The organism is Parvimonas sp. D9, assembly GCF_035282565.1.
In the GTDB taxonomy this organism is placed as follows: Bacteria; Bacillota; Clostridia; order Tissierellales; family Peptoniphilaceae; genus Parvimonas; species Parvimonas micra.
Map to the genome: position 1 here is coordinate 129,564 of NZ_JAYKBM010000001.1, position 24,081 is coordinate 153,644.

General features: G+C 29.2%; 19 protein-coding genes. All 19 read left to right on the forward strand.

The features are described from left to right. Window positions 1–112: 112 nt before the first annotated feature. The 19 genes from aspS to fdhF all read left to right on the forward strand — a co-directional run bounded on the left by aspS (window position 113) and on the right by fdhF (window position 23,960). Window positions 113–1,885 carry an aspartate--tRNA ligase gene (gene aspS / locus VJI94_RS00760; RefSeq protein ID WP_324007987.1) on the forward strand — a complete coding sequence of 591 codons (1,773 nt, stop codon included), beginning with the start codon at window positions 113–115 and terminating at the stop codon, window positions 1,883–1,885. Further along, entirely contained in the window at window positions 1,875–2,588 is a 714-nt protein-coding gene (locus tag VJI94_RS00765) for a tRNA threonylcarbamoyladenosine dehydratase (protein WP_281703385.1), read from the forward strand. Before aspS ends, VJI94_RS00765 begins: the two co-directional genes overlap by 11 nt. Beyond that, complete coding sequence (locus tag VJI94_RS00770) at window positions 2,576–3,001, forward strand: SoxR reducing system RseC family protein (protein ID WP_324007989.1); 426 nt, start codon at window positions 2,576–2,578, stop codon at window positions 2,999–3,001. Before VJI94_RS00765 ends, VJI94_RS00770 begins: the two co-directional genes overlap by 13 nt. A gap of 494 nt (window positions 3,002–3,495) precedes the next feature. Next, the gene (locus VJI94_RS00775) at window positions 3,496–7,620 is read left to right on the forward strand and encodes an FMN-binding protein (RefSeq protein WP_324007990.1); all 4,125 of its coding nucleotides are present in this window, start codon (window positions 3,496–3,498) and stop codon (window positions 7,618–7,620) included. Then, entirely contained in the window at window positions 7,621–8,301 is a 681-nt protein-coding gene (locus VJI94_RS00780) for a ferric reductase-like transmembrane domain-containing protein (RefSeq protein WP_004833524.1), read from the forward strand. It begins immediately after the preceding gene. A 490-nt stretch (window positions 8,302–8,791) separates the two neighbouring features. Then, window positions 8,792–9,958: an FTR1 family iron permease gene (locus tag VJI94_RS00785; protein WP_004833523.1), complete on the forward strand. Its 1,167-nt coding sequence runs from the start codon at window positions 8,792–8,794 to the stop codon at window positions 9,956–9,958. Between the two features lie 43 nt (window positions 9,959–10,001). Further along, a complete protein-coding gene (locus VJI94_RS00790) occupies window positions 10,002–10,724 on the forward strand; it encodes an iron transporter (protein ID WP_004833522.1) in 723 nt (240 codons plus the stop codon). Window positions 10,725–10,829: 105 nt separating this feature from the next. After that, window positions 10,830–12,158, forward strand: coding sequence for a Fe-S-containing protein (locus VJI94_RS00795; protein ID WP_324007991.1), 1,329 nt, complete (start codon window positions 10,830–10,832; stop codon window positions 12,156–12,158). A 1-nt stretch (window position 12,159) separates the two neighbouring features. Beyond that, on the forward strand, window positions 12,160–13,440 hold the full coding sequence (locus VJI94_RS00800) for an ABC transporter permease (protein WP_029948936.1): 1,281 nt from the start codon (window positions 12,160–12,162) through the stop codon (window positions 13,438–13,440). 7 nt (window positions 13,441–13,447) lie between these two features. Further along, window positions 13,448–14,647: an ABC transporter permease gene (locus tag VJI94_RS00805; protein ID WP_324007992.1), complete on the forward strand. Its 1,200-nt coding sequence runs from the start codon at window positions 13,448–13,450 to the stop codon at window positions 14,645–14,647. A gap of 3 nt (window positions 14,648–14,650) precedes the next feature. Further along, window positions 14,651–15,328, forward strand: a complete 678-nt coding sequence (locus VJI94_RS00810; RefSeq protein WP_004833518.1) for an ABC transporter ATP-binding protein — start codon at window positions 14,651–14,653, stop codon at window positions 15,326–15,328. A 33-nt stretch (window positions 15,329–15,361) separates the two neighbouring features. Beyond that, entirely contained in the window at window positions 15,362–15,763 is a 402-nt protein-coding gene (locus VJI94_RS00815; RefSeq protein WP_029948938.1) for an FMN-binding protein, read from the forward strand. Between the two features lie 21 nt (window positions 15,764–15,784). Further along, window positions 15,785–16,243, forward strand: a complete 459-nt coding sequence (locus tag VJI94_RS00820; protein ID WP_029948939.1) for a DUF4418 family protein — start codon at window positions 15,785–15,787, stop codon at window positions 16,241–16,243. Between the two features lie 23 nt (window positions 16,244–16,266). Continuing rightward, window positions 16,267–17,475 (forward strand): ABC transporter permease, encoded by a 1,209-nt coding sequence (locus VJI94_RS00825; protein WP_118058761.1) that lies wholly within the window; start codon window positions 16,267–16,269, stop codon window positions 17,473–17,475. Beyond that, window positions 17,468–18,148, forward strand: coding sequence for an ABC transporter ATP-binding protein (locus VJI94_RS00830; protein ID WP_004833512.1), 681 nt, complete (start codon window positions 17,468–17,470; stop codon window positions 18,146–18,148). The genes VJI94_RS00825 and VJI94_RS00830 overlap by 8 nt, the downstream gene beginning before the upstream one ends. Before the next feature lie 240 nt (window positions 18,149–18,388). Further along, window positions 18,389–18,664 (forward strand): HPr family phosphocarrier protein, encoded by a 276-nt coding sequence (locus VJI94_RS00835; RefSeq protein ID WP_324007993.1) that lies wholly within the window; start codon window positions 18,389–18,391, stop codon window positions 18,662–18,664. Window positions 18,665–19,089: 425 nt separating this feature from the next. Further along, window positions 19,090–19,575, forward strand: coding sequence for a complex I 24 kDa subunit family protein (locus VJI94_RS00840; protein ID WP_004833507.1), 486 nt, complete (start codon window positions 19,090–19,092; stop codon window positions 19,573–19,575). A 10-nt stretch (window positions 19,576–19,585) separates the two neighbouring features. Further along, complete coding sequence (locus VJI94_RS00845) at window positions 19,586–21,181, forward strand: NADH-ubiquinone oxidoreductase-F iron-sulfur binding region domain-containing protein (protein WP_029948944.1); 1,596 nt, start codon at window positions 19,586–19,588, stop codon at window positions 21,179–21,181. A gap of 25 nt (window positions 21,182–21,206) precedes the next feature. Then, window positions 21,207–23,960 carry a formate dehydrogenase subunit alpha gene (fdhF, locus tag VJI94_RS00850; protein ID WP_324008163.1) on the forward strand — a complete coding sequence of 918 codons (2,754 nt, stop codon included), beginning with the start codon at window positions 21,207–21,209 and terminating at the stop codon, window positions 23,958–23,960. Window positions 23,961–24,081 lie beyond the last annotated feature (121 nt).

Below are 24,081 nucleotides of genomic sequence, written 5' to 3' on the forward strand. Positions count from 1 at the left end.
ATGGGACAATCTGGAGCTGTTATATTAAAGAGAGATACCTATAATTAGGGTGGTACCGCGGATTTAATTCGTCCCTGCATTTTTGCAGGGATTTTTTTATAAGGAGGAAAATATGGCACAAATGGGAAATTTAAGAAGAACACATATGTGTGGAAATTTAAGAAAAGAGGATATTGGTAAAGAAGTAATTTTGATGGGCTGGGTTGCTAAAGAAAGAAATTTGGGTTCATTAATTTTTATGGATTTGAGAGATACAACAGGAATTTCACAAATAGTTGTGAGAGATACTTTAGGAGAAACTATATTTAATAGCGCTAAAGAGATAAGATCTGAATTTGTTTTGGCTGTTAAAGGAATTGTTTCTGAAAGGGAAAGTAAAAATCCAAAAATACCTACTGGTGATATTGAAGTTGAAGTAAGTGAACTTGTGATTTTAGATACTTCACAAACACCTCCAATTTATATTAAAGATGACGATAATGTTTCTGAAAGTCTAAGATTAAAATATAGATTTTTGGATTTAAGAAAAGAAAGTTTACAAAATAATTTAAAATTAAGAGCTAAAGTATGTAAGGTTATCAGAGATTTTTACACTGAAAATAATTTTGTGGAAATAGAAACTCCATATCTTAATAAACCTACACCAGAGGGAGCAAGAGATTATCTCGTACCATCTAGAGTAAATCCGGGAAATTTTTATGCTCTTCCACAATCTCCACAAATTATGAAACAACTTTTAATGATTTCAGGAATGGATAGATATTTTCAGATAGTTAAATGCTTTAGAGATGAGGATTTAAGAGCTAATAGACAACCTGAATTTACTCAAGTTGACCTTGAAATGAGTTTCGTTGATGTTGAAGATGTTATTGATGTAAATGAAAGAATGTTAAAAAAATTATTTAAAGAAATTAAAGGAATTGATATTGAATTACCTATAAAAAGAATGAAATATGATGATGCAATGGAAAAATATGGAAGTGATAAACCGGATTTGCGTTTTGGTTTTGAAATTAGAAATATTACAGATTGTGTTAAGGGTGTTGAATTTGATTTATTTAAAAATGCAATTGCTTCTGGTGGGAGTGTAAGAGCAATTTCAATCGGAAAATATTCAAAGGAATATACTAGAAAGAAAATTGATAAATTAATTGATTCAATTAGAGATTATGGTGCAAAAAATTTATTCTGGATAAAAATAACTGATGGAGAAGTTACATCTTCTATTTCAAAGTTTTTAAATAAAGAAATTATCTCTAATATAAAAACAAAAGTGGAAGCTAAAGATGATGATTTGATTTTAATACTTGCAGATAAAAATGATATTGTTTTAAATTCACTAGGAGCTTTAAGATGTGTTATTGCAAAAGAAATGAATTTATTAAATCCTAATGAATATAACTTATGCTGGATTGTAGATTTTCCACTTTTTGAATATGACGAAGAAGAAAAAAGATATGTTTCAAAACATCATCCTTTTACTCATCCGAAAGATGAAGATATTAAATACTTAGAAAGCAATCCCGAAAAAGTTTATGCAAAAGCATACGACATTGTAATAAACGGAGATGAACTAGGTGGAGGTTCAATTAGAATTAACAATTCTGATTTACAAAATAGAATGTTTAAAGCTTTAGGACTTACTAAAGAGGAAACTGAAATAAAATTTGGATTTTTACTGGAAGCTTTAAAATATGGAACACCACCACATGGAGGTCTTGCATTTGGACTTGATAGATTGATTATGCTGTTAGCGGGTACAAACAATATAAAGGATGTAATAGCATTTCCAAAGACACAATCAGCATCTGATTTATTAACAGATGCACCATGTATTGTATCAGAGGCACAACTTGAGGAGTTAAATTTAAAAATTGGAAAATAATATTTATTCAAGAACTGAAAGTCTAATAGGGAAGGATTCACTTAATATTTTAAAAAATTCTAAAGTTATCGTATTTGGAATTGGTGGAGTTGGAAGTTTTACGGTTGAATCTCTTTGTAGATGCGGAATAGGCGAAATTTCACTCGTGGATTTTGATACTATTGATATAACTAATATAAATAGGCAAATTCACGCAATGTCAAATAATATCGGAAAATACAAAGTTGATGAAATGAAAAAGAGAATAGAACTTATCAATCCCGATATAAAAGTAAATACATTTAAAAAAAAGCTAGATAAAAATAATGTCGAAAACTTTAATTTGAAATATTATGATTATGTTGTAGATGCGATAGATATTATTACTTCAAAAATTTATCTGATAAAATGTTGTTATGAAAATAATATAAATGTAATTAGTGCAATGGGAGCCGGTAACAAATTGGATCCTACAAGATTTAAAGTAGTAGACATTTATAAAACATCAGGCTGTCCGCTTGCAAGAGTAATGAGAAGAGAATTAAAGAAACTTGGAATAAAAAAATTAAAATGTGTGTGCTCTGATGAAACTTCTAGTGGAGAAGTAATTGAATCTTATGAGAGAAGAAAATCATCTCCTTCTAGTATAAGTTTTATTCCTTCAACTATGGGACTTATTATTACATCAGAAGTAGTAAAGGATTTGATATTATGGAACAAGTAGGATATATAACAAAAATTTTACCTGAAGATAAATGCAAAGTTTTGATTTCAAGGATAAGTGGTTGTAAGGGAACTTGTAAAACTTGTGGAGGATGTCCAACTCCGACTATGCATATAGTTATGAAAAAAACATTAGATGTTTCGGTTGGGGATTATGTAAAAATAGGAGTTGATAGTAGTGTTGTATTAAAATATTCAATTTTCTTATATGGTTTTCCTATTTTAATGTTTATCCTCTCAATATTATTAGTCAATATTGCTTTCCCCAATTTAAAGGGAATTGATTTGATTGGATTTGGCATTGGTTTATTTACGATGTTTTTTGCATTTTTAATTGTAAAATTTGTAGATAATAAATACGCACATCTATCTGCAAAAGCAATGTATATGGAAGAAATAATTTCAAAAAAATAGATTCAGTAACAAAGTTGGGGAGTGAATTTTAAAAAATCACTCCCTGACTTTTTTATTGTAAAAAAATAAATTATATGAGATTATCATTTGAGGATATAATAAATGGAATACAATTATAGTTAATAAATTTATAAAAATGCCATTAGTAAAATGATAAAAACTTAATATTTTTAATAAAAATTTTTTATATATAAAAAAGTACACTAAATTAGGTATAAATTCATCTAATAATATTTGAATATGATAAATATTTTTAAAAATATAAAAAAATATAGAAATCTTTTAAAAAATTTTTTAAAAATAATATAGTAAAATATGCAATTAGTTACTTATTATATTTAATTATAGAATAATGATAAGAAATTTTAATATTAAAATCAGTAATTTTAGTTGAAAAAAAATATTAATTTTAGTAGAATTGATAATACGTATTGTTATATTTATAAATAAGTGACAAATTTATAAATTTAACAAAATAAATGCAGGAGGAATTTATGAAAAAAAATAGTATTATTGCCGGTTTATTTGTTTTTTGTATTACAACGGCAGGAATAGGTTACACTGTTTACAATAGTGTTTATTCTGATAGACAAAAACATAGGATAAACGAAACTGCAAAACTTGACAGTGCAAAGGCTCCAAATGAATTGAAAGATGGAGAATATACTGCCAGTGCTGAAGGGTATGAAGGTCCTATAACAGTAAAAGTTGTAATTAAAGAAGGCAAAATTTTTTCAGTTGAAGTGCTTTCACATAATGAAACGCCTGAATACTATGAAATGGCAAAGAAAATTTTACAAACTATTGTAGAAAAAAATACTTTTAATGTTGATTCAATTTCCGGCGCTACGGTTACTTCTGATGCAATTAAAGTAGCTGTTTATAAAGCACTTGTTCAAGCCGGTGCAAAAACAAGTGATGTAGCTGAAGGTCTTGAAAAGGAAAATGAAGAATTAAGAGATAAAGAAAAAGCAAAATTATTAGCAAAACAGTCTTCAGCTGTTGCCGGTAAAGTCGGATTTAATAGAAATAATCTTAAAGATGGTACATTTATTGGCGTTGGACGTGGATATAACGGACCAATCAAAGTTTCTATTTCTATAAAAAATGGAGTAATTTATGATGCGAGAGTTATAAGTCACAGTGATGATTATCCATATTTTACTTGGGCATCCAGTGTGCTTAATAAGGTTATAAGCGGAAGCACCAATATTGATACAGTGTCAGGAGCAACAGTTTCAAGTAGAGGAATATTAAATGCTGTAAAAGATGCTTTAAGAAAGGCAAGTAATGGTAATAACAGTTTGGATATCAATTCGCCTGATGAAACGGAACAAAATATTCCAAGACAAAATAGACGTGAAATTGAACAGATAAAGAAATATTTTAAAGGTTTAAAGGATGGTGTTTATTTTGGAAAGTCAAATGGATATTATACAAATTCAATTGAAGTTAAAGTAACGGTTAAAGATGGTAAAATAGCAAAAATAGAATTAACCAAAAATGATGATGATGAATCATATTTTGATAATAAAAAAGCAGGTATATTAGGAGAAAGGATTATTTCAAATCAATCTACAAATATAGATACAATTTCAGGAGCTACAACATCATCAAAAGGTTTTATAAATGCTGTTGTTAATGCTTTAGAAAAAGCGGTTGATTCTAATGGAAGTGATGCTGATAAATATATTTATTCTCCTAAGACTATAATTGCAAATGTGGGGGAAACTATTGGATTACAAAAGATACGAGATGCATTAGAAAAGTTACCCGAAGATGTACAAATTAATATAAAAAATAATGCAGATACAAGTTCTGAAGGCAAAACGAAAATTGTAGTTGAACTTGTATTCAAGGATAACAGTAAAAAGATTGTGGAAATTCCTGTATTGGTAAATTCTAAAGTGGATGGAAGTTATAAATTTTTATCAGCAGAAGAAGTTAAAAATCTTGATAAAAATGTAAATTATCCTGACGGAGTTTATTATGGCGACAGTTATGGATTTGTTTCTAATAAACCTATACCTGTAAAAGTCACTATCAAGAACAATAAAATTGAAAATGTAGAGCTTGTTAAAGAAGAATTGAACAGATTAAAGGGCGTAACATCACCCGGAAATGTAGATGATGGCGGAATATTCCAAGAAAAATTTTATACTATAATTGATAGAATTAAAAACATGCAAAAATTTGAATCCTTGATATATAAATTTGAAGTTTTAAGAGACGCAACTAGCAAGGTTATGGAAGAAGCACGTGGAAAAGAACAGACGCTGGAAGTCTATAGAGCGGCATTGGATAAAGTAATTGGAAAACATAATTTTGGTAAATGGGGGCTTAGTATAGATGAGTCACATTTAAAAGGAGAAAGAAATATTCATGACAGAATATTTTTATTGCTAAAAATATATGTTAGTGAAGAACTGGGTTATGACAGTAGTGATTATGATGCAGTAAGTGGTGCTACTTTCACTGCAACCGGAACCGCTACATCTATTAAAAATGCATTATTAAAAGCTAAAAACTTTGATTTTTATGATATGAGAGTTGATGATAGTAACTTTAAAACTTCTTATAAAGAAGGCGATAAGCTTGATTTAAAAGATTTAAAAGTTACTATATATAAAAAAAATAATCAGAAAATTACAGTTTCATATCCTGATTTTGGCAAATATGGGTTAAAAGTAGTTGATGAGTATAATAAAGAGCTTAAAGATGGATTAGTTTTGAATAAAGAAAACTTAGGCTATAGTGTGACGGACGGATTGAGGCTCAAAGTAGTTCATGAAGAAAGTAGAAGTTTTAAATTTTTAAACACTATTCTTATATCTAAAAGCACGACTAAGAATTTTGAAATTTTCGGAATTAAGATAAAAGCTAAAGATGGTTCTGAGTGGTATGATACTAAAGGCTATAATACAACAGACTTTATTCAAAATCTAACTGTTTCAAAAGAGGTTGCCGAAAAACTTAATAACAAAGAAATTGAGTTTAAAATAATTGCTAAAGACAAAAAGTCTTCTGAAGAAATTGAAATTCCATTAAGACAAGCACAAAATAAGACTTTAATCGCGGATTTTGTTAGTGGAGAATATACATTAGACGTTATTGAAAAGTATAAAGGTGTGTTATTCAATAATACTTTCCGTATCAAAACAAAAGTTGAAGGAAAGATTCCTAAAGCATTTTTATACAAGGAAACACCTGAAACTTTGACTATATCAAAAGGAACAGAAATAACAGAAAGTAAAATAAGAGGTGTTCTTAAAGATTTACCAGATGGAACTGAAATTTCAGTTTTAAGACCGGTAGATGTAAATAAAGTAAATGAAACAGTACCGCAAAAGCTTTTAATTAAACTTAAATTTGATGATGGTAGTGAAAAAGAGATAGAAATAGATGTTATTGTAAAAGAAAAAGTTATTTCTATGGCAGATAAATATGTTTACAAGCCAAAAGATTTGATTACAATTAAAGGTAAAGAAGTAGAATTAAGTCATTTAAAAAATCACCTTAATGACTTACCGGAAGGTACTAAAATTGAAATTATTGAAAAGGCAAATGTAAGTGAAGTAAATGAGGCAGGTACTTTAATGAAAGTAAGGCTTGAATTTACTGATAAGAGTACAAAGGATATTTCAATTAATGTTATAGTAAAAGATACTGCTCCAAACAAAGCAGAAGAATTTAAGATTTTGTATCCTGAAATAAAAAATGAAATAGTAAATGTAGTTGTAAAAGACCCTAAATATGGAAATATGAAAAATTTTGCAGAAACCGTTAAATGGGGTGCATTTTCAGACTTTGCTATAAATAGAGATTTAAAATTGAAATCTCGTTCTGCTAATATTTCACGTATCGAAGTGTTAAAAGAACCGGATAGATCAAAGCTTGGAGATCAAAAAGGCAAGATAAAATTAAGCTTTAATGACGGTTCTAAACTTGAACTTGAAATATCAGTAAAAATTGTTCCGTATCCTGTGTATAAAATATTTAAATTAACATCAAATAAGACGCAGTATAAATTAGAAGATAAGTTTAATTTAAATGATTTAAAAGTAACATTATTTATTTCCAACAAACTGGAAAATGAATCTGATTGGGCAACTACCGGAACACCTATTTTAAATATACCTTATTCAGATTTTCATTTGTTTGGAATTAAAGTTGTAGAATTAGATTCAAAGAAAGAAATAGAAAATGACAGTATTATAAGTTCACTGATTAAGAATAAAAAATTATCAGTTGGAGCATATTGCGAAAATCTAATTCAAAAAAATAATTATGAAAGCGGAAAGAAATTGGTAGAAATTTTCAATATAAAAATAACAAATATTGATGAATGGAAAGAATCTAAAAAAAATATTGTAGAAATTAAAGATGAGAAAAATTCTAAAAAAGCAGATGACTCTAATAAAACAGAAAAAGTTATGGACTCAAAAAAAGAAATTAAAAATGTTGATAACCTAAATAATACTTCTGAAAAAAATAAAACTATTGAATCTGAAAATACAACTAAAGATAAAGTGCAAAGAAAAGATTCGGATAGTGGAGGAAAATTATCTTATGACTCATCAGAAAAACAAAATTTAAAAACCAATGAAAAGGAAGATTAGATGAATTTAATAGTAGGATTAATTGCAATAACATTATTTTACATTTTATTTGCAGATATTATAAAAAAATATCCAGTGTTGTTTTATATGGCAACTTATGTATTAATAATTCCGGTCGTATTGTATTATCAAACAAAGTTTTATAAAAATATGCCGATTTGGTTTACAAGATATGTCATGGATATTTTTCAAAGAGGTATATTTTCAACAGTAACATTTATGATAGTAATGTTTCTAGGAGTTATTACAACTCATAACAAATATACACGAAAACTTATGAGTATAAGAGGTGAAATGTCGATTATCGGTTGTTTTGCTGCACTTTGTCATAATGTGGCTTTTGGGATAAGATACTTTGTAGAATTTTTTACAAATGCATCAAAAATGAATGTATATACTAAAACGGCAACAATAATAAGTTTAATTCTTATAGCTATGATGATTCCGCTTATGATAACTTCATTCAAGTGTGTAAGAAAGAAAATGAAAGCTAAAAATTGGAAAAATTTACAAAAATTAGCATATCCGTTTTTTTACTTGATATATGTTCACTTGATGGTTTTGTTTATGCATAAACCTGAAAAACATATGCTGTCAATAGTGTTATATACTGTTATTTATATGTTATATACGGTTCTTAGAATTAGAAAATGTTTAATAACCAAAAAAAGACAAAGATAAAAATTTAGACTATTGTAAAGTTAAATTACAATAGTCTTTTTTTGTTGTAAAACATCTCAATATCTATACTCGATATAAAGCATTGTATGAGGGAGATTTTCTTATTAAAATTATAATCTCAAGTTCTGTATGTTCAATTATATACTATGTTTGTATGTTAAAATCAGTTAAAAAATTTTTAAAATTAACAATAAAAAATTTTATTAATTCATTGAAATTTTTTTACAAATATGTTAATATATATTTGATAAATTTAATATTTAATTTAAAGCATTGATTATGTATAATTGGTGCTTAACTTTTTTGTTCACTATGTGATATGTATTATCTTTATCATATATTATTGTTTTTAGGGAGGTGCTAAGTTATAAAAAAATTATTTTCTTTTTTTCTAATATTTTGTAGTGTTTTATTTGTATGCAACGTTGGTAATGTTGATGCCAAAGTAGAAAAGAAAAAGTATTCTAATTGGCAAGAAGTTGCTAAAGATATGCACAAAAAATTTACAGAAGCGAAGGAGTATGCTGATAAAAAAGATTTCAAAAGTGCTTACAAGGCAATGGATTCTGCATATTTTGATTATTATGAAGTTCAAGGTTTTGAAAAAAATGTTATGGTTGCAATTTCTAATAGTAGAGTAAATGAAATTGAGGCGGCATTTAGAGAAATTAAGCATACTTTTTTAGGAAATACAAGTGATTCTGTTGAAAAAATTAAGGCATCAATAGATGAACTTGATATGAAAGTTTATAGAGATGCACTTGTTTTGGATAAAGTAATTTCAAAAAATGCACCAGATTCGGAAGGTAAAGCTGTATTTGGAGATACTGAAATTAAACAGGGAGATGAGAAAGCTAAAAATATCCAAGATTTTTTAACATCATTCGGATTGATGCTTAGAGAGGGATTGGAAGCAATTCTTGTTTGTGTTGCAATTATTGCTTATCTTGTTAAAACAGGGAATAAGCATCTTTGTAAGTCAGTTTATTTGGGAATGGGTGCTGCCGTTGTATGTAGTTTTGGTTTAGCCATAATAATAAACTATTTATTAGGAGGAGTTGGACAGGAACTACTTGAAGGCTGGACTATGTTTTTAGCGGTTATTGTTTTATTCTATGTTAGTAACTGGATTTTATCTAAATCTGAAGAAGAAGCATGGGAAAATTATATTCAATCTAAAGTTCAAAAATCAATAGATAACAGAAGTAAGTGGACTTTGGTTTTTGCTGCTTTTTTAGCTGTACTAAGAGAAGGAGCAGAGCTTATTTTATTTTATAAGGCCTCATTTTCGGGTGGAGGTAAGATTTTGTATCCAATGGGAGGACTTGTTGCAGCCTCTGTTGTTTTGGTTATAATATTTTTACTTTTTAGATTCACATCAGTTAAATTACCGCTTAAACCATTTTTCTTGTTTACAAGTATATTATTATATCTAATGTGTATCTCGTTTATGGGAAAAGGAGTTATTGAGTTAACTGAAGCCGGAGTTATTTCTGGTTCAACAGTTATACCTGCAATGCAAGGTTGGAGTATTCCAATTTTGAATATTTATGATAGAGCCGAAACTTTAATTCCACAAGTTATGTTGGTAATAATTACTGTTTGGATATTGTTAGGTCACTATTTAAAATTAAGAAAAATAAAAAAGGAAAGTTAAATTTCTATTTTATTAAAGTTAAAAAATTAGGAGGATTTATTTTATGAAAAAATCAAAAATGGTTGTAACATTAGCATTATTAGCGTCAGTAGGTTTAGTTGGCTGTCAAAAAAATGACACAGCAAAAATAAATGAATTACAAAAATCAATTGAAGAAAAAGATAAAAAGATTGCTGAGTTAAATGACAAATTAAAAGAAGCTGGAGCCGAAGATGAAAAAGCTGAAGATGCTGAAAAACCAGGTGAATCAGGATTTGAAGAAATAAAAATCGGAGAAGAAAAAATTGTAGGTCCTTTCCAAGTTGCTACAGTTTATTTTCAAGGAGTTGATATGATTCCTGAAGGAAGACAACCTAGTGCTGCAGAATCAGATATGCACTTGGAAGCTGACATTCATTTGACTAAAGAAGCCGGTAAAAAATATGGTTTCGGTAGTGGAAAAGATATTTGGCCTGCATATTTAACAGTAAATTATAAAGTATTATCAACTGATGGAAAAGAAGTTACTTCAGGATCAATGATGCCAATGAACGCTGATGATGGTGCTCATTATGGAACAAATATCAAAAAGAATGTTCTTAAAGTTGGTAAGTATAAATTAGTTATCGAAATTCAACCTTCAGCTGATTACTTATTACACACTGATGAAGAAACAGGTGTTCCTGCAATTAAAGATGGTGGAAAAGCTGCTGCTTCAAAATATTATGAAAAACAAACTGTTGAATTTGAATGGAACTATACAGGACAACAATTACAAAATAAATAATATTAATATATGAATAATATTAGTATTAATATATGACAAACGGACAAATCCTCTCTTAAAATCTTAAGAGAGGTTTTGCCATATTTTAGAAGTGAGGTTTTTATTTTGGGAAAATTTTATGTTGATGTAATTTTTGCTATATGTACATTTTCTTTCTTTTTTGCATTAGCATTGTCTTTTTTAAAAGAAAATGTGTCTTTGACAAATAAAATAATTTCATTTTCGGTTCTTTTGATAGGAATAGTTCTAGGTTTATACATACATATACTTAGAGTGAAGAATAAAAAAGAAATGATACACACAGTTACAAAATTGAATAGATATGTATTTGCATTATGTTTATTTATTTTTATTTTAATGAGTATTTTTTTATTTTTGAGTATTTTTGTAAAAAATCATAAGAAAATTTCTAAAATACTTACTTCTTTGAATTTATTATTTATGTTTATATCTATTTCCTGTATGATTTATCTAATAATACCAAAGCTTTTAACTCAAGCAATGGAATTTATCGCATTTGGAGAAGATTCTGTAAGTACAGTTACTTTATTTAGAGTTAGTGGCTATATTCTTGGAATTTTAACTGGAGTTTTGCTTATATTAGCTCTTTATAAGTTTTTAATAAGATGTAGTAAAAAACAATACATTGTAATGTTTATTGCAATATTTGTTAATACTTTTTTGGAATATGGATTAAAAGGAATTACTGCTACTGTTAGACTTAAAGAATATTTGAAAAAAGATTTTAATATATCTCCTATTTTGACTGAAAAAAGTAATATTTTTGGAATAAAAGTTTTTAATTTAATGATTTTTGAAGACAAAAGTGAAGTGTATTTTATAGGAGCTGCTTTTATAATAATACTGATAGGAGTAATATTCTTCGTTTATAATAATTTAAAAGTCAAGGGAAAATTTGAAAATAAGGCCAGTTTAAGAAAAGAAAAATGGAGGCTAATCGTAAATAGAAGATGGGCATATTTTGCAGTTTTTTTATCTTTTGTTACGTTATTTTCCACAACTTACTTAAATTATTTACTTACAAAACCTGTTGAATTAACAGCTGCTCAACCTTATCAAGAAGAAGGAAATAATATTGTAATTCCTTTATCTGATGTTGATGATGGACATTTACATAGATTTTCTTATAAAAAAGATGGGCATAATATTAGATTTATAGTAGTTAAAAAGCCAAATAGTACATCTTATGGAGTTGGACTTGATGCTTGTCAGATATGTGGTGTAGCAGGATATTTTGAAAGAAAAAATGATATAGTATGCAAAAGGTGCGATGTTGTTATGAACAAAGCAACTATAGGATTTAAAGGTGGATGTAATCCTATACCTTTTGAGTACAAAATTGAAAACTCAAAGATAATAATTGATAAAAGTGTTTTAGATAAAGAAAAAGAAAGATTTCCAATAGGTGAATGATATGTTTTGGAGAATGGTTTTTGGGACTTTAATCAGACAACGAAAAAAGATGTTTATGATAGCATTTACTGTTGCACTTGGTGTTTCACTTGCAACAGGAATGTTAAATGTAATGCTTGGAGTTGGAGATAAAGTAAATAAAGAGCTTAAAACTTATGGAGCAAATATAAATGTGGTTTCTAAGGATGCTTCACTTATTTCTGATTTATATGAATTGGAAAATTCTGAAACTGCAACAAATGATAAGTATTTGAAAGAAGAAGATTTGCCTAAAATTAAACAAATATTTTGGGGATTTTCAATTGTAGATTTTACTCCTTATCTTGAAAAGACTGCAAAAGTTAATAATCAAAAGACAAAATTTATTGGTACGTGGTTTGCTAAACATATGGATTTATCAACTGGTGAACAAATTGATACCGGAATGAAAAATTTGAAAAATTGGTGGAAGATTAATGGAGAATGGTTAAATGAAGACGATAATGATAGTGTTATGGTCGGAAGTTTATTTGCAGGAAAAAACGGAATTAAAGTTGGGGATAAAATAGAAGTTAATAGTGGTAAAAATACTAAAGTCTATAATGTCAAAGGGATATTCGAATCCGGTGGGAATGAGGATTTAAATATTTTTTCTACTTTAAAAACTGCTCAGGAATTATATGAAGTTGAAGGTAAAATTTCAAATATTGAAGTTTCTGCACTTACAACTCCTGATAATGAATTGGCAAAAAAAGCAACTAGGGATCCAAACAGTTTAACACCAACAGAGTATGAAACTTGGTATTGTACAGCTTATGTAAGTTCTATTTGTTATCAAATTCAAGAGGTTGTTGAAGATAGTGTTGCAAAACCTATAAGGCAAGTTGCTGAATCAGAAGGAAGGATTTTAGATAAGACAAAATTACTTATGATTTTAATTACGGCATTAGGTTCAGTAGGATCAGCACTTGGAATTTCTAATCTTGTTACGGCAACAGTAATGGAAAAAAGTCAAGAAATTGGACTTATAAAAGCAATTGGAGGTTCCAATTTAAGAATAATGTTACTTATATTGACCGAAATAGTCATAACTGGAATTTTTGGTGGTATAATTGGGTACTTTATAGGACTTGGATTTACTCAAATTATTGGTATTACTGTATTTGGTTCATATATAGAACCTGCTGTTATGGTTATTCCGATAGATATTGCTTTGGTAATAGGAGTTTCTTTAATAGGAAGTATTCCAGCTATACATTATTTATTCAAACTTAAGCCGACAGAAGTTCTTCATGGAAGGTAGGATTGAAATGACTAAAAGAAAAATGTATTTAAAAATGATTTTAAGTTCTTTCATTAGAAGAAAGTCTAGAATGGTAGTAGCTCTTTTGGCAGTTATAATTGGAGCTACAATTATGTCCGGGCTTATTACCATATATTTTGATATTCCCAGACAGTTGGGAAAGGAATTTAGATCTTATGGTGCCAACTTTATATGCCTTCCTAATGAAGGGAAGATTAGTGAAGAGGAATATAATAAATTTAAAGAACTTATAAAGAATAAAAATGTTGTGGGAATAGCTCCATATAGATATGAAACAACAAAAATAAATCAAAAGCCGTATATTCTTGCAGGAACTGATATGGAAGGGGCTAAAAAAAATAGTCCTTTTTGGTATATTGAAGGAGAATGGGCTACTAATACTGATTCAAATGAAGTTATGGTTGGGAAAGAAATAGCCAATACTTTAGGACTTTCTGTAGGAGATAAATTTAAAGTTGGAGGAGTGAAACACGGAAAAAGTGCTGTTGCATCAGATGTAAATGATTCTGCGGAAAAAAGTAAAAATAAAGATACAGGTGATGATTTTTATGACGTAACTTTGACTGTAAAAGGTATTGTAACTACAGGCGGTAAAGAAGAATCTTTTATATTTTTAAGTTTGGATAAACTCAATGAGATTGTAGAAGATACTACGAAAATTGATTCTATTGAATGTAGTATAGAAGCAAATCACAATGAATTAGATAGCTTGGCAAAAGATCTAAATGCTAAATTACCAAATGTTATTGGCTCACCTGTAAAGAGAGTTACTCAATCTCAGGATACTGTTTTAAATAAATTGACAGCACTTATATTGTTAGTAAACATTGTAATTTTAGTTTTAACAACCATATCCGTTTCTACAACTATGATGGCAATAATTGCTGAAAGAAGAAAAGAGATAGGATTGAAGAAAGCACTTGGAGCTCATAATAAAGAAATTATAATGGATTTTATCGGAGAGAGTGTATTGCTTGGATTGATAGGAGGACTTATTGGAGTTGGGTTTGGATTTGTATTTGCTCAAAGAGTAAGCCTTAGTGTTTTCGGTAGGACAATTACCTTCCAATATTTATTGATTCCTGTAATTGCTATTATTTCAGTATTAGTAACTACTGCAGGTTGTATATTACCTGTTAGAAAAGCTGTTGAAATTGATCCTGCTTTAGTATTAAAAGGAGAATAGACTATGGATAATGATAAAGTAATATTAGAACTTAGGGATGTCTCTAAGATTTATGAATCAGTTAATGCACTTAGCAATATAAATTTAAAAGTGAAAAAAGGTGATTGGATTGCTATAATGGGCTCATCCGGATCGGGAAAAACAACTATGATGAATATTATAGGTTGTATGGATAGACCATCTAATGGACAAGTTTTAATTGACGGTGTTGATATTTCTAAAGAAAGTCAAAAAAATCTTACAAATATAAGAAGAGAAAAAATTGGACTTATTTTTCAACAATTTCATTTGATAAGTTACTTAACCGCTCTTGAAAATGTCATGGTTGCTCAATATTATCACAGTATGATTGATGAAAAGGAAGCACTGGAAGCACTTAAAAAAGTAGGTCTTGGAGACAGAGCTAAGCATTTGCCAAGTCAATTATCGGGTGGAGAACAACAAAGAGTTTGTATAGCAAGAGCACTGATAAATAATCCGGAGATTATATTAGCTGATGAGCCAACGGGAAACTTAGATGAAGCTAATGAAATTATGGTTATAGAGATTTTAAAGCAACTTCATAAAGAAGGCGCTACTATAATTGTTGTTACTCATGATCCAGAAGTTGGAGATGAAGCAATGAGAAAAATAACTTTAGATTATGGCAAAATTATAGATGATAAATTATTGACAATATAGATTATTGATGTTAAAATGTATTCGGTGGTGTTTATGAAAAGAAAAAAATTTAAATTTTTTGTTATTTTAATTTTATCTACCATGTTTGTTACAGCTTGTAGTTCTAAAAAAGAACTAAAAGATGGAGTATTTGAAGGATACTATAAAGATGAAAGTGCGACTGTTAAAGTTGTAATAACTATAAAAGATAAAAAGATTGTAGATTGTGTAAGAGAAGAAAGAGATAATAAAAATAATAAGATAAAAGATGAAAACTATGGCAAAGATGATGCTGATTTTAACTATAAACAAGCTCAAAAAGCTGTAAAAAATAGTGAAGGATATGCAAAAAAGTTAGTTGAGGTTCAAGATATCGATAAAGTTGATTCAGTCAGCGGAGCCACTATTTCATATAAGAGATTTAAAAGTGCAGTAAAAGATGCCTTGAATAAGTAAAAAAATTTAAGGAGGATTTTTATGGAAATTTTAAAGAAAAAGTTTATAAATTTTATAGTTTTATTATTAGGAGTGGTTTTAGCTTTAACTCCTTTTATAATCGCTCCGGTTTGTCCTGCAATGGCAAATGGAATGAGAATGAGTTGTTATTATAGTGGACTGTTTGCTACTTATGTTGGAATTGGGATTGTTATAACCTCATTAATTTCTATCTTCGTAAACAATAAAATTGTTAATATTGTTTTAAGTGTTATTAATATAATTGCAGGAGTTTGTGTTCATTTAATACCAAATAAAATTATAAAAATTTCCGTCGGAATGGGGAAAGATGGAGCACCAAGATTTATGGGATATTGTATGAAAGATACTATGGAGTGTATAAAACATCATACATTTACAATAGTTTCCATTTTAGGAATTGCAGTATCTATTATTTCAATTATGTATTTGATTTATATTTTTATAAAAAGAGAAAATTAATATAGGTAAAAGAGAGTTAAAAAATGAGTAATAGAAAAATCGACATTAAGTTCTTAGCAAAAGAAAATATTAGAAAAAAACCACTTAGAAGTATTTCATTAATTAGTATAATTGCTATTTTTGTTTTATTTTTATTCTGCGGAACCATTTTATCATCAAGTATCTCAGGAGGGGTGAATAATCTTTCCAATAGACTTGGTGCAGATATTATAATTGTTCCCGAAGGCTATAAGGCAAACATTGAAAGTGTTTTATTAAAAGGGGAGCCAAGTGAATTTTATCTTCCAAATGATACATTAGAAAAAATTAAAAAGATTGAGGGAATAGAGTCGGCAACACCACAGCTTTATGTAGCAACTCTTTCTGCATCTTGTTGTTCATATCCGGTGCAAATTATAGGGATAGATTATGATTCAGATTTTTTGATTAAACCTTGGTTGCAAAAAACTCTTAAAAGAGAGTTAAAAGATGGTGAGGTTATTGTTGGTAACCATATTGTAGGAGAAAAAAATTCAAAGGTTAAATTTTTTGAAGAAGAACTTGATATAGTTGGAAAACTTGAACAAACAGGAATGGGGTTTGATGCCACTGTTTTTGTTAACATGAAAACTGCTAGGAGACTTGCAAGAGCTAGTGAAAGGATACAAAAAAATCCTGCATCAGAAGGAGAAAAAATTTCTACAATTTTATTGAAATTAAAGCCGAACTATAGTGCTTCAGAAGTATCGAATAAGATTATGAAAGAATATGCTAAAGATGGAATTTTTGCTATGTTCAGTAAAAAATTCGTGAATGAAGTATCTTCAAATTTAAAAGTCATTTCAAGTTATATTTATATTTCAATAGCAGTTATTTGGTTAATGTCAATGATTCTTTTGGCGGTTGTATTTTCTGTTATAGTTAATGAAAGAAAGAAAGAGCTCAGTATTCTTAGAGTTTTAGGTGCTTCTAAGAAAAAATTATCAAAAATAATTATGTATGAGTCTTTGTATATAGGATTTTATGGTTCAATTCTTGGAATAATTGTTGGAATTATATCCGTGTTTTCGATAATACCAATTATTCAAAAAAGGCTAAATTTACCATTTTTGACCCCTTCAATGCTGAATTTGGTTTTAGTGTCTATATTTAGTTTATTCGTTGGAACTATGGTAGGATGTTTATCGTCTCTAAATGCTACTAGAAAGATTAGTAAAACAGATGCTTATTTAACAATGAGGGAGAATGATTAGGATGTTAAAAATTGAACAATTATTTAAAACATATGTTAGGGCAAAAGAATTTAATGCGGTAGACAATGTTAATTTAGAAGTGGAAGATGGAGAGTTTATAGCTATAATTGGGAAATCTGGAAGTGGAAAATCAACTCTTTTAAATATAATTTCAGGAATATTAAGTCCTACAAGTGGAAAAATATTTCTTGATAATGAAGAAATCAGTGCTCTTTCAGATGATGAAAAATCTTTTATAAGAAACGATTCAATGGGATTTATTCCACAATCTACTGTAGTATTATCTACTTTAAATGTTCTTGACAATGTTTGTTTACCTTTCTTTTTAAGTAAAAGAGAAGGAGATGCAGTTGGACGGGGAAAATATCTTTTAAAAGAACTGGGAATAGAACATTTGGAAAGTTCATATCCTAGAGAGTTATCAGGAGGAGAATTAAGAAGAGTTACAATTGCAAGAGCTTTGATGAATTATCCTAAAATAATTCTTGCAGATGAACCAACTTCAGATTTAGACGTAGAAAATACAAAAGAAGTTCTGGAAATTTTAAAAGAAATAAATAAAAAAAATAATACAACAATTATACTTGTTACTCATGATCTTGCATGTCTTGAATATGCAGATAAAATTTATACTATGGTATCCGGGAAAATTGAAGAAGGGAAAAATATATAGTTTAAATATAAAAACTGATTGATTTTTTAATTAATCGGTTTTTTTTTACAAATTAAAAGGCTGAGGATTTTTTACTCTCCAACTTTAGTTACTGAACCTTTTTATCTATAATAATGAAAACATTATTTAATATATTGGTATAATATCATTAAAATAATTTAAGATGTTATTTTTTATATGGACTTTTATGTATTTTTTTGATATAATTTAGGAAAAGCAGTGAAAATAAAGGAGGTAATTATGTTAAAGGAAAAGGTTGTAGTTAAGTCTGAAATTGGACTTAATGCCAGAGTAGCTTCTATGTTTTTGAGGAATTCAGTAAAATTTGATTCTGATATAATATTGATTAAGGATAATAACAGATATAACGGAAAGAGTATTTTGAGTATTTTATCAATGCAAGTGGCAAATGGCGAAGAAATGGAAATAGAAATAACTGGAGATGATGAAAAACAAGCTATGGAATGTTTAACTTTATTTTTTAAGCAAGATTTAAGAGAATTTTATACAATTTAATGGAAATAAAGCTATTTTTTGAAAAATCTCTTTTAAGAGATTTTTTTAGGATAAATATTCTTACAATTAATTTAGTAAGCAAACTAAAATCGAACAAAAATGATAAATAACATTGTTAATTTATTTGGCAAAATTAGGTATTGGATAAAATATTTTTTTGAAAAATATATCAAAATTTTTAACGCTTAAAAGCTAAAATGCTTGAAAAATTTTGTGGTTTTTGCTATACTTTAAGTATAGTATAGCAGAGTTTTTCGCTATATTTTAGATAGAACAACTGCATACTAGTTATATACTAAAATGAGTACATATTGATATTTTTTATAGGGTACAATTTAATATTAGTGTTTTAAAATATATACTATTTATTTTTTGCTATATAATTGTATGAGGTTTTTCTAAAACTTTATAAAAGGAGGCAAATTATGGCTTTTGTTTTTAATGTTGAAGAAAATCAAGACAAAATAGATGAGCTTTGTGAATTTATTGATAAGAAAAAAGACATTCCAGGAGCTTTGATGCCGGTTTTACAAGAAGCACAAAGTATTTTTGGATATCTGCCGGAAGAAATAATGGATTTGATAGCTAAAAGAATGAAAATATTTCCTGCTAAAGTCTTTGGTGTTGCGACTTTTTATTCACAATTTTCATTTATTCCTAAGGGTAAGTATCAAGTTTCCGTTTGTATGGGAACTGCTTGCTATGTAAAAGGAGCTCAAGAGATTTTGAATGAGTTTTGTGATAGAATAGGTGTAGAAGTTGGAGGAACCAGTGAAGATTTAAAATTTTCGGTTGCTCAAACTCGTTGTATAGGCGAATGTAATTTGGCACCTGTTGTTACAATAAATGAGGATGTCTATGCTCATATAAAAAAAGCGGATATCAGAAGAATAATGAGAAAATATAAATAGGGGTGATTTTATGATAAAGACTGAAGTTGATATTAGAATACTGGATTCTATCAAAGAAGAAAACTATCCTCTATTAATTGAAAGGTTAAAGCAAGAACCTGATAAGTACATAATTGACGAAAATGGTATTCGTCTAAAAGGAGAGTTTTTTGAAAAACAAACCAGAATTGCATTGAAAAATTTTGGTATTGTTGATGAACATAGTGTTAAGGAATACGTAGCTTTAGGAGGTTACTATGCCTTAGCTAAAGTTATTAGTAGTTACACTCCTGAAGAAGTAGTTAATGAAATGAAAAATTCAGGACTTAGAGGGCGTGGAGGTGCCGGATTTCCAACAGGTAGAAAATGGGAAGGTGCTATGCAACAACCACCCGGACAAAAGTATGTTGTATGTAATGCAGATGAGGGAGACCCAGGTGCGTTTATGGATAGATCTATACTTGAAGGAGATCCACATTCTGTGTTGGAAGGAATGGCAATCTGTGGATATGCAATAGGTGCTGATAGAGGATTTATTTATGTTAGAGCTGAATATCCTAAGGCTGTCATAAACCTAAGAGAAGCAATTAAAAAAGCAGAAGATGAAAATCTTTTAGGTGATAATATTATGGGAACAGATTTTAGTTTTCATGTTGAATTAAGACTTGGTGCAGGAGCATTTGTTTGTGGAGAAGGTACTGCTCTTATAGAATCTATTGAAGGTAAGCGTGGTATGCCAAGAACTAAAGTTTATAGAACAACTGTTAAAGGACTTTTTCAAAAGCCTACAGTTTTAAATAATGTTGAAACTTTTGCAAATGTTCCTCAAATTATGTATAAAGGATCAGATTGGTATAGATCTATTGGTACTGAAGATAGTTCTGGAACTAAAGTATTTGCTCTTGTAGGAAAGGTTGCAAATGCTGGACTTGTTGAAGTTCCAATGGGTACTACTATTAATGAAATAGTATATGATATTGGTGGTGGTACCGGCAATGATAAAAAAGTAAAAGCCGTTCAAACAGGTGGCCCATCAGGTGGATGTATTCCTACTGATTATTTTGATACTCCTGTAGATTTTGGTTCTCTTGCTAGAATTGGATCTATTATGGGTTCAGGTGGTATGGTTGTTATGGATGAGACTGACTGTATGGTTGATATTGCAAGATTTTTCTTAGACTTTACTGTTGAAGAATCTTGTGGTAAATGTGTTCCTTGTAGAGAGGGTACAAAGAGAATGTTGGAACTATTGGAAAAAATAACTGCCGGTAAAGGTGAAGATGGTGATATTGAAAGATTGGAAGATCTTTCAGAAACTATTACTGTTGCATCTCTTTGTGGTCTTGGACAAACTGCAGCAAATCCTGTTGTTAGTACACTTCATTATTTCAGAAATGAATATGAAGCTCATATTTATGATAAGAAGTGTCCGGCAGGTGTTTGTCAATCACTTCTTGAGTTCTTTATTACAGATAAGTGCGTTGGATGTACTAAATGTGCTAAAGCTTGTCCGGTTGATTGTATTACCGGAGTTCAAAAGGAATTACATGTTATTGACCCATCTAAATGTATTAAATGTGGATCTTGTGAAGCTGCATGTCCAGTTAATGCTATAATTAGAAGATAGGTTCCGGAGGTTTATTATGGCTAATATGATTAATTTAACTATAAATGGCAAAAATGTTAGTGTTGAAAAGGGAACTACTATCATTGAAGCCGCTAAGAAAGTTGGAATTGATATTCCAAACTTATGTTATGAAAAAAGCCTTACCGCCTTTGCTGGATGTAGAATGTGTGTTGTTGAAATAGAAGGAAGTAGAAAGTTAGAAACTGCATGCTCCACACTTGTAAAAGAAGGTATGGTTGTAAATACTGAAAGTGACAAATTAACAAAAATAAGAAGAAATATTTTAGATTTATTGTTCTCTAATCACCCAAGTGATTGTTTAACTTGTGATATGGTTGGTAACTGTAAATTACAAGAATATTGTTATAGATATGGAATGAAAAAAGGTACTTGGATTGGTGAAGTTCAAAATCATAAAATTGATGATAACAATCCGGTTATGATTAGAGATCAAAATAAATGTATCTTATGTGGTAAATGTGTTAGAGTTTGTCAAGATGTTCAAGTTACAGGGGCTATTGACTTTGTAGATAGAGGTTTTGAAGCTCATATCGGTACTCATAAGAATTTAGATTTAAGTACTGATAATTGTAGATTCTGCGGACAATGTATAAGCGTATGTCCAACAGGTGCCTTACTCAATAAACAATTAATGGGAACTAGACCTTGGGAAGTTAAAAAAGTTAGAACAACTTGTCCTTTCTGTGGTACAGGTTGTAATTTTGATTTAAATGTAAATGTTAAAACGGGAAAAGTTATTGGTGTTACACCAAATGAAGATTCTCCAATTAATGGAACTCAACTTTGTGTAAAAGGACGTTTCCATGCTGATTTAATTAACAGTCCGGGTAGACTTACAGAGCCATTGATTAAGAAAAATGGTGTATTTGAAAAAGCTACTTGGGAAGAAGTATTAGATTTGGTTGTTTCTAAATTAAAAGAAACTAAAGAAAATTTTGGACCAGATTCAATTGCAGGTTTAAGTTCAGCAAGAACTTGTAATGAAGATAACTTTGCTTTTCAAAAAATGATGCGTGTTGCTATTGGTACAAACAATGTTGACCACTGTGCTAGAACCTGACATGCTCCTACAGTTGCAGGTCTTGCAACAACATTAGGTTCAGGAGCTATGACAAACTCTGTTAATGAAGTTTTTAAAACAGATTTAATGTTTGTAATAGGTTCAAATACAACAGAAGCACATCCAATAATTGGTAATAAAATGCAACAAGCTCATAGACAAGGGAAAAAATTAATAGTAGTGGATCCTAGAAAAACTGAAATTGCAAGAGAAGCCGATTTACATCTTTCATTAAAATCTGGAACTGATGCCGCCCTGATAGACGGTATTATGAATATAATAATTACAGAAGGATTGTATGATAAAGAATATGTTGAAAATAAAGTGGAAAGATTTGAAGATGTTAAGGAGCTTGTATCAAAATATACTCCAGAACTTGTTAGTAAAATTACTACAGTCCCTGTTGAAAAAATTTACAAAGCTGCGAGAATGTATGCTTCAGCTGAAAGAGCAGGTATATTCTATACTTTAGGTATTACTGAGCATACAACAGGTACTTCAAATGTAATGAATCTTTCTAATTTAGCTTTGCTATGTGGAAATATAGGTATTGAAGGTGGCGGTATTAATCCGCTTCGTGGACAAAATAACGTTCAAGGAGCTTGTGATATGGCTGCATTACCAAATTATTTCCCTGGTTATCATAAAGTATTGGAAGAAGAAAATGTTAAACTTTTTGAACAACATTGGGATTGTAAACTAAATAGAAAAATGGGACTTAGAATTCCGGAAATGCTTGATGGAGCTGCAGAAGGTTCAGTAAAAGCTATGTATATTATGGGAGAAGATCCCGTACTTTCAGACCCAGATGCAAATCATGTTAAACATGCTTTAAGTAATTTAGATTTCTTAGTAGTTCAAGATATTAATTTAACTGAAACTGCAAAACTTGCAGATGTTGTTTTACCTGCTACTTGTTATGCAGAAAAAGATGGTACATTTACGGCATCTGAAAGAAGAGTTCAAAGAGTTAGAAAAGCTGTCGAAGCGCCTGGACAAGCAAGATTGGATTGGGCTATATTGGCAGATGTTTCTAAAAGACTTGGCGGTAAAGGCTTTGATTGGGAAACATCAGAAGATGTTTTCGATGAAATAAGAAAATGTATGCCAACTTATAGAGGAATTACTTATGATAAGATTGATAAATTAAATGGAGTTCAGTGGCCATGTCCTACAGCAGAACATCCGGGAACAAAATATCTTCATGAAGGTAAATTTACAAGAGGCGATAAAGCTCTTATGGTACCTGTTGAGTATGAGGGACCAAAGGAATTAGAAAATGAAGAATATCCAATAATTTTATCAACGGGAAGAACTTTGTATCATTATAATGTAATGACAAGATATTCAGATGCTCTTGATGGAATTCTTCCACACGAATTAATAGAAATTTGTGAAGAAGATGCTCAAAAATATGGCATAGAAGATGGAGACTTTATGAGAGTTACTTCTAGAAGAGGTAGTGTAGTTGGTAGAGCTAAGATTACTGAAAAAGTAAAACCGGGATTAATTTATATGACATTCCACTTTGCTGAAACACCCGTAAATCAATTGACAAGTGCACATTATGATCCAATAACAAAAACAGCTGAATATAAAGTAACAGCTGTAAATATTAAGAAAGTTAATAAACTTGATAAGGGTTTGGAAAGCGAAAAATTTATCAACTTAAATGAATTGGTTGATGAAATAGTTTAGTTAAATAGTCAAAAGAAAAATTAATTGATAATATAAATTGGGGAGTATAATACTTCCCAATTTTTTTATATTTATTATAAAGTTTATTATTGAAACTTGTTGTAATTTAATATATACTATT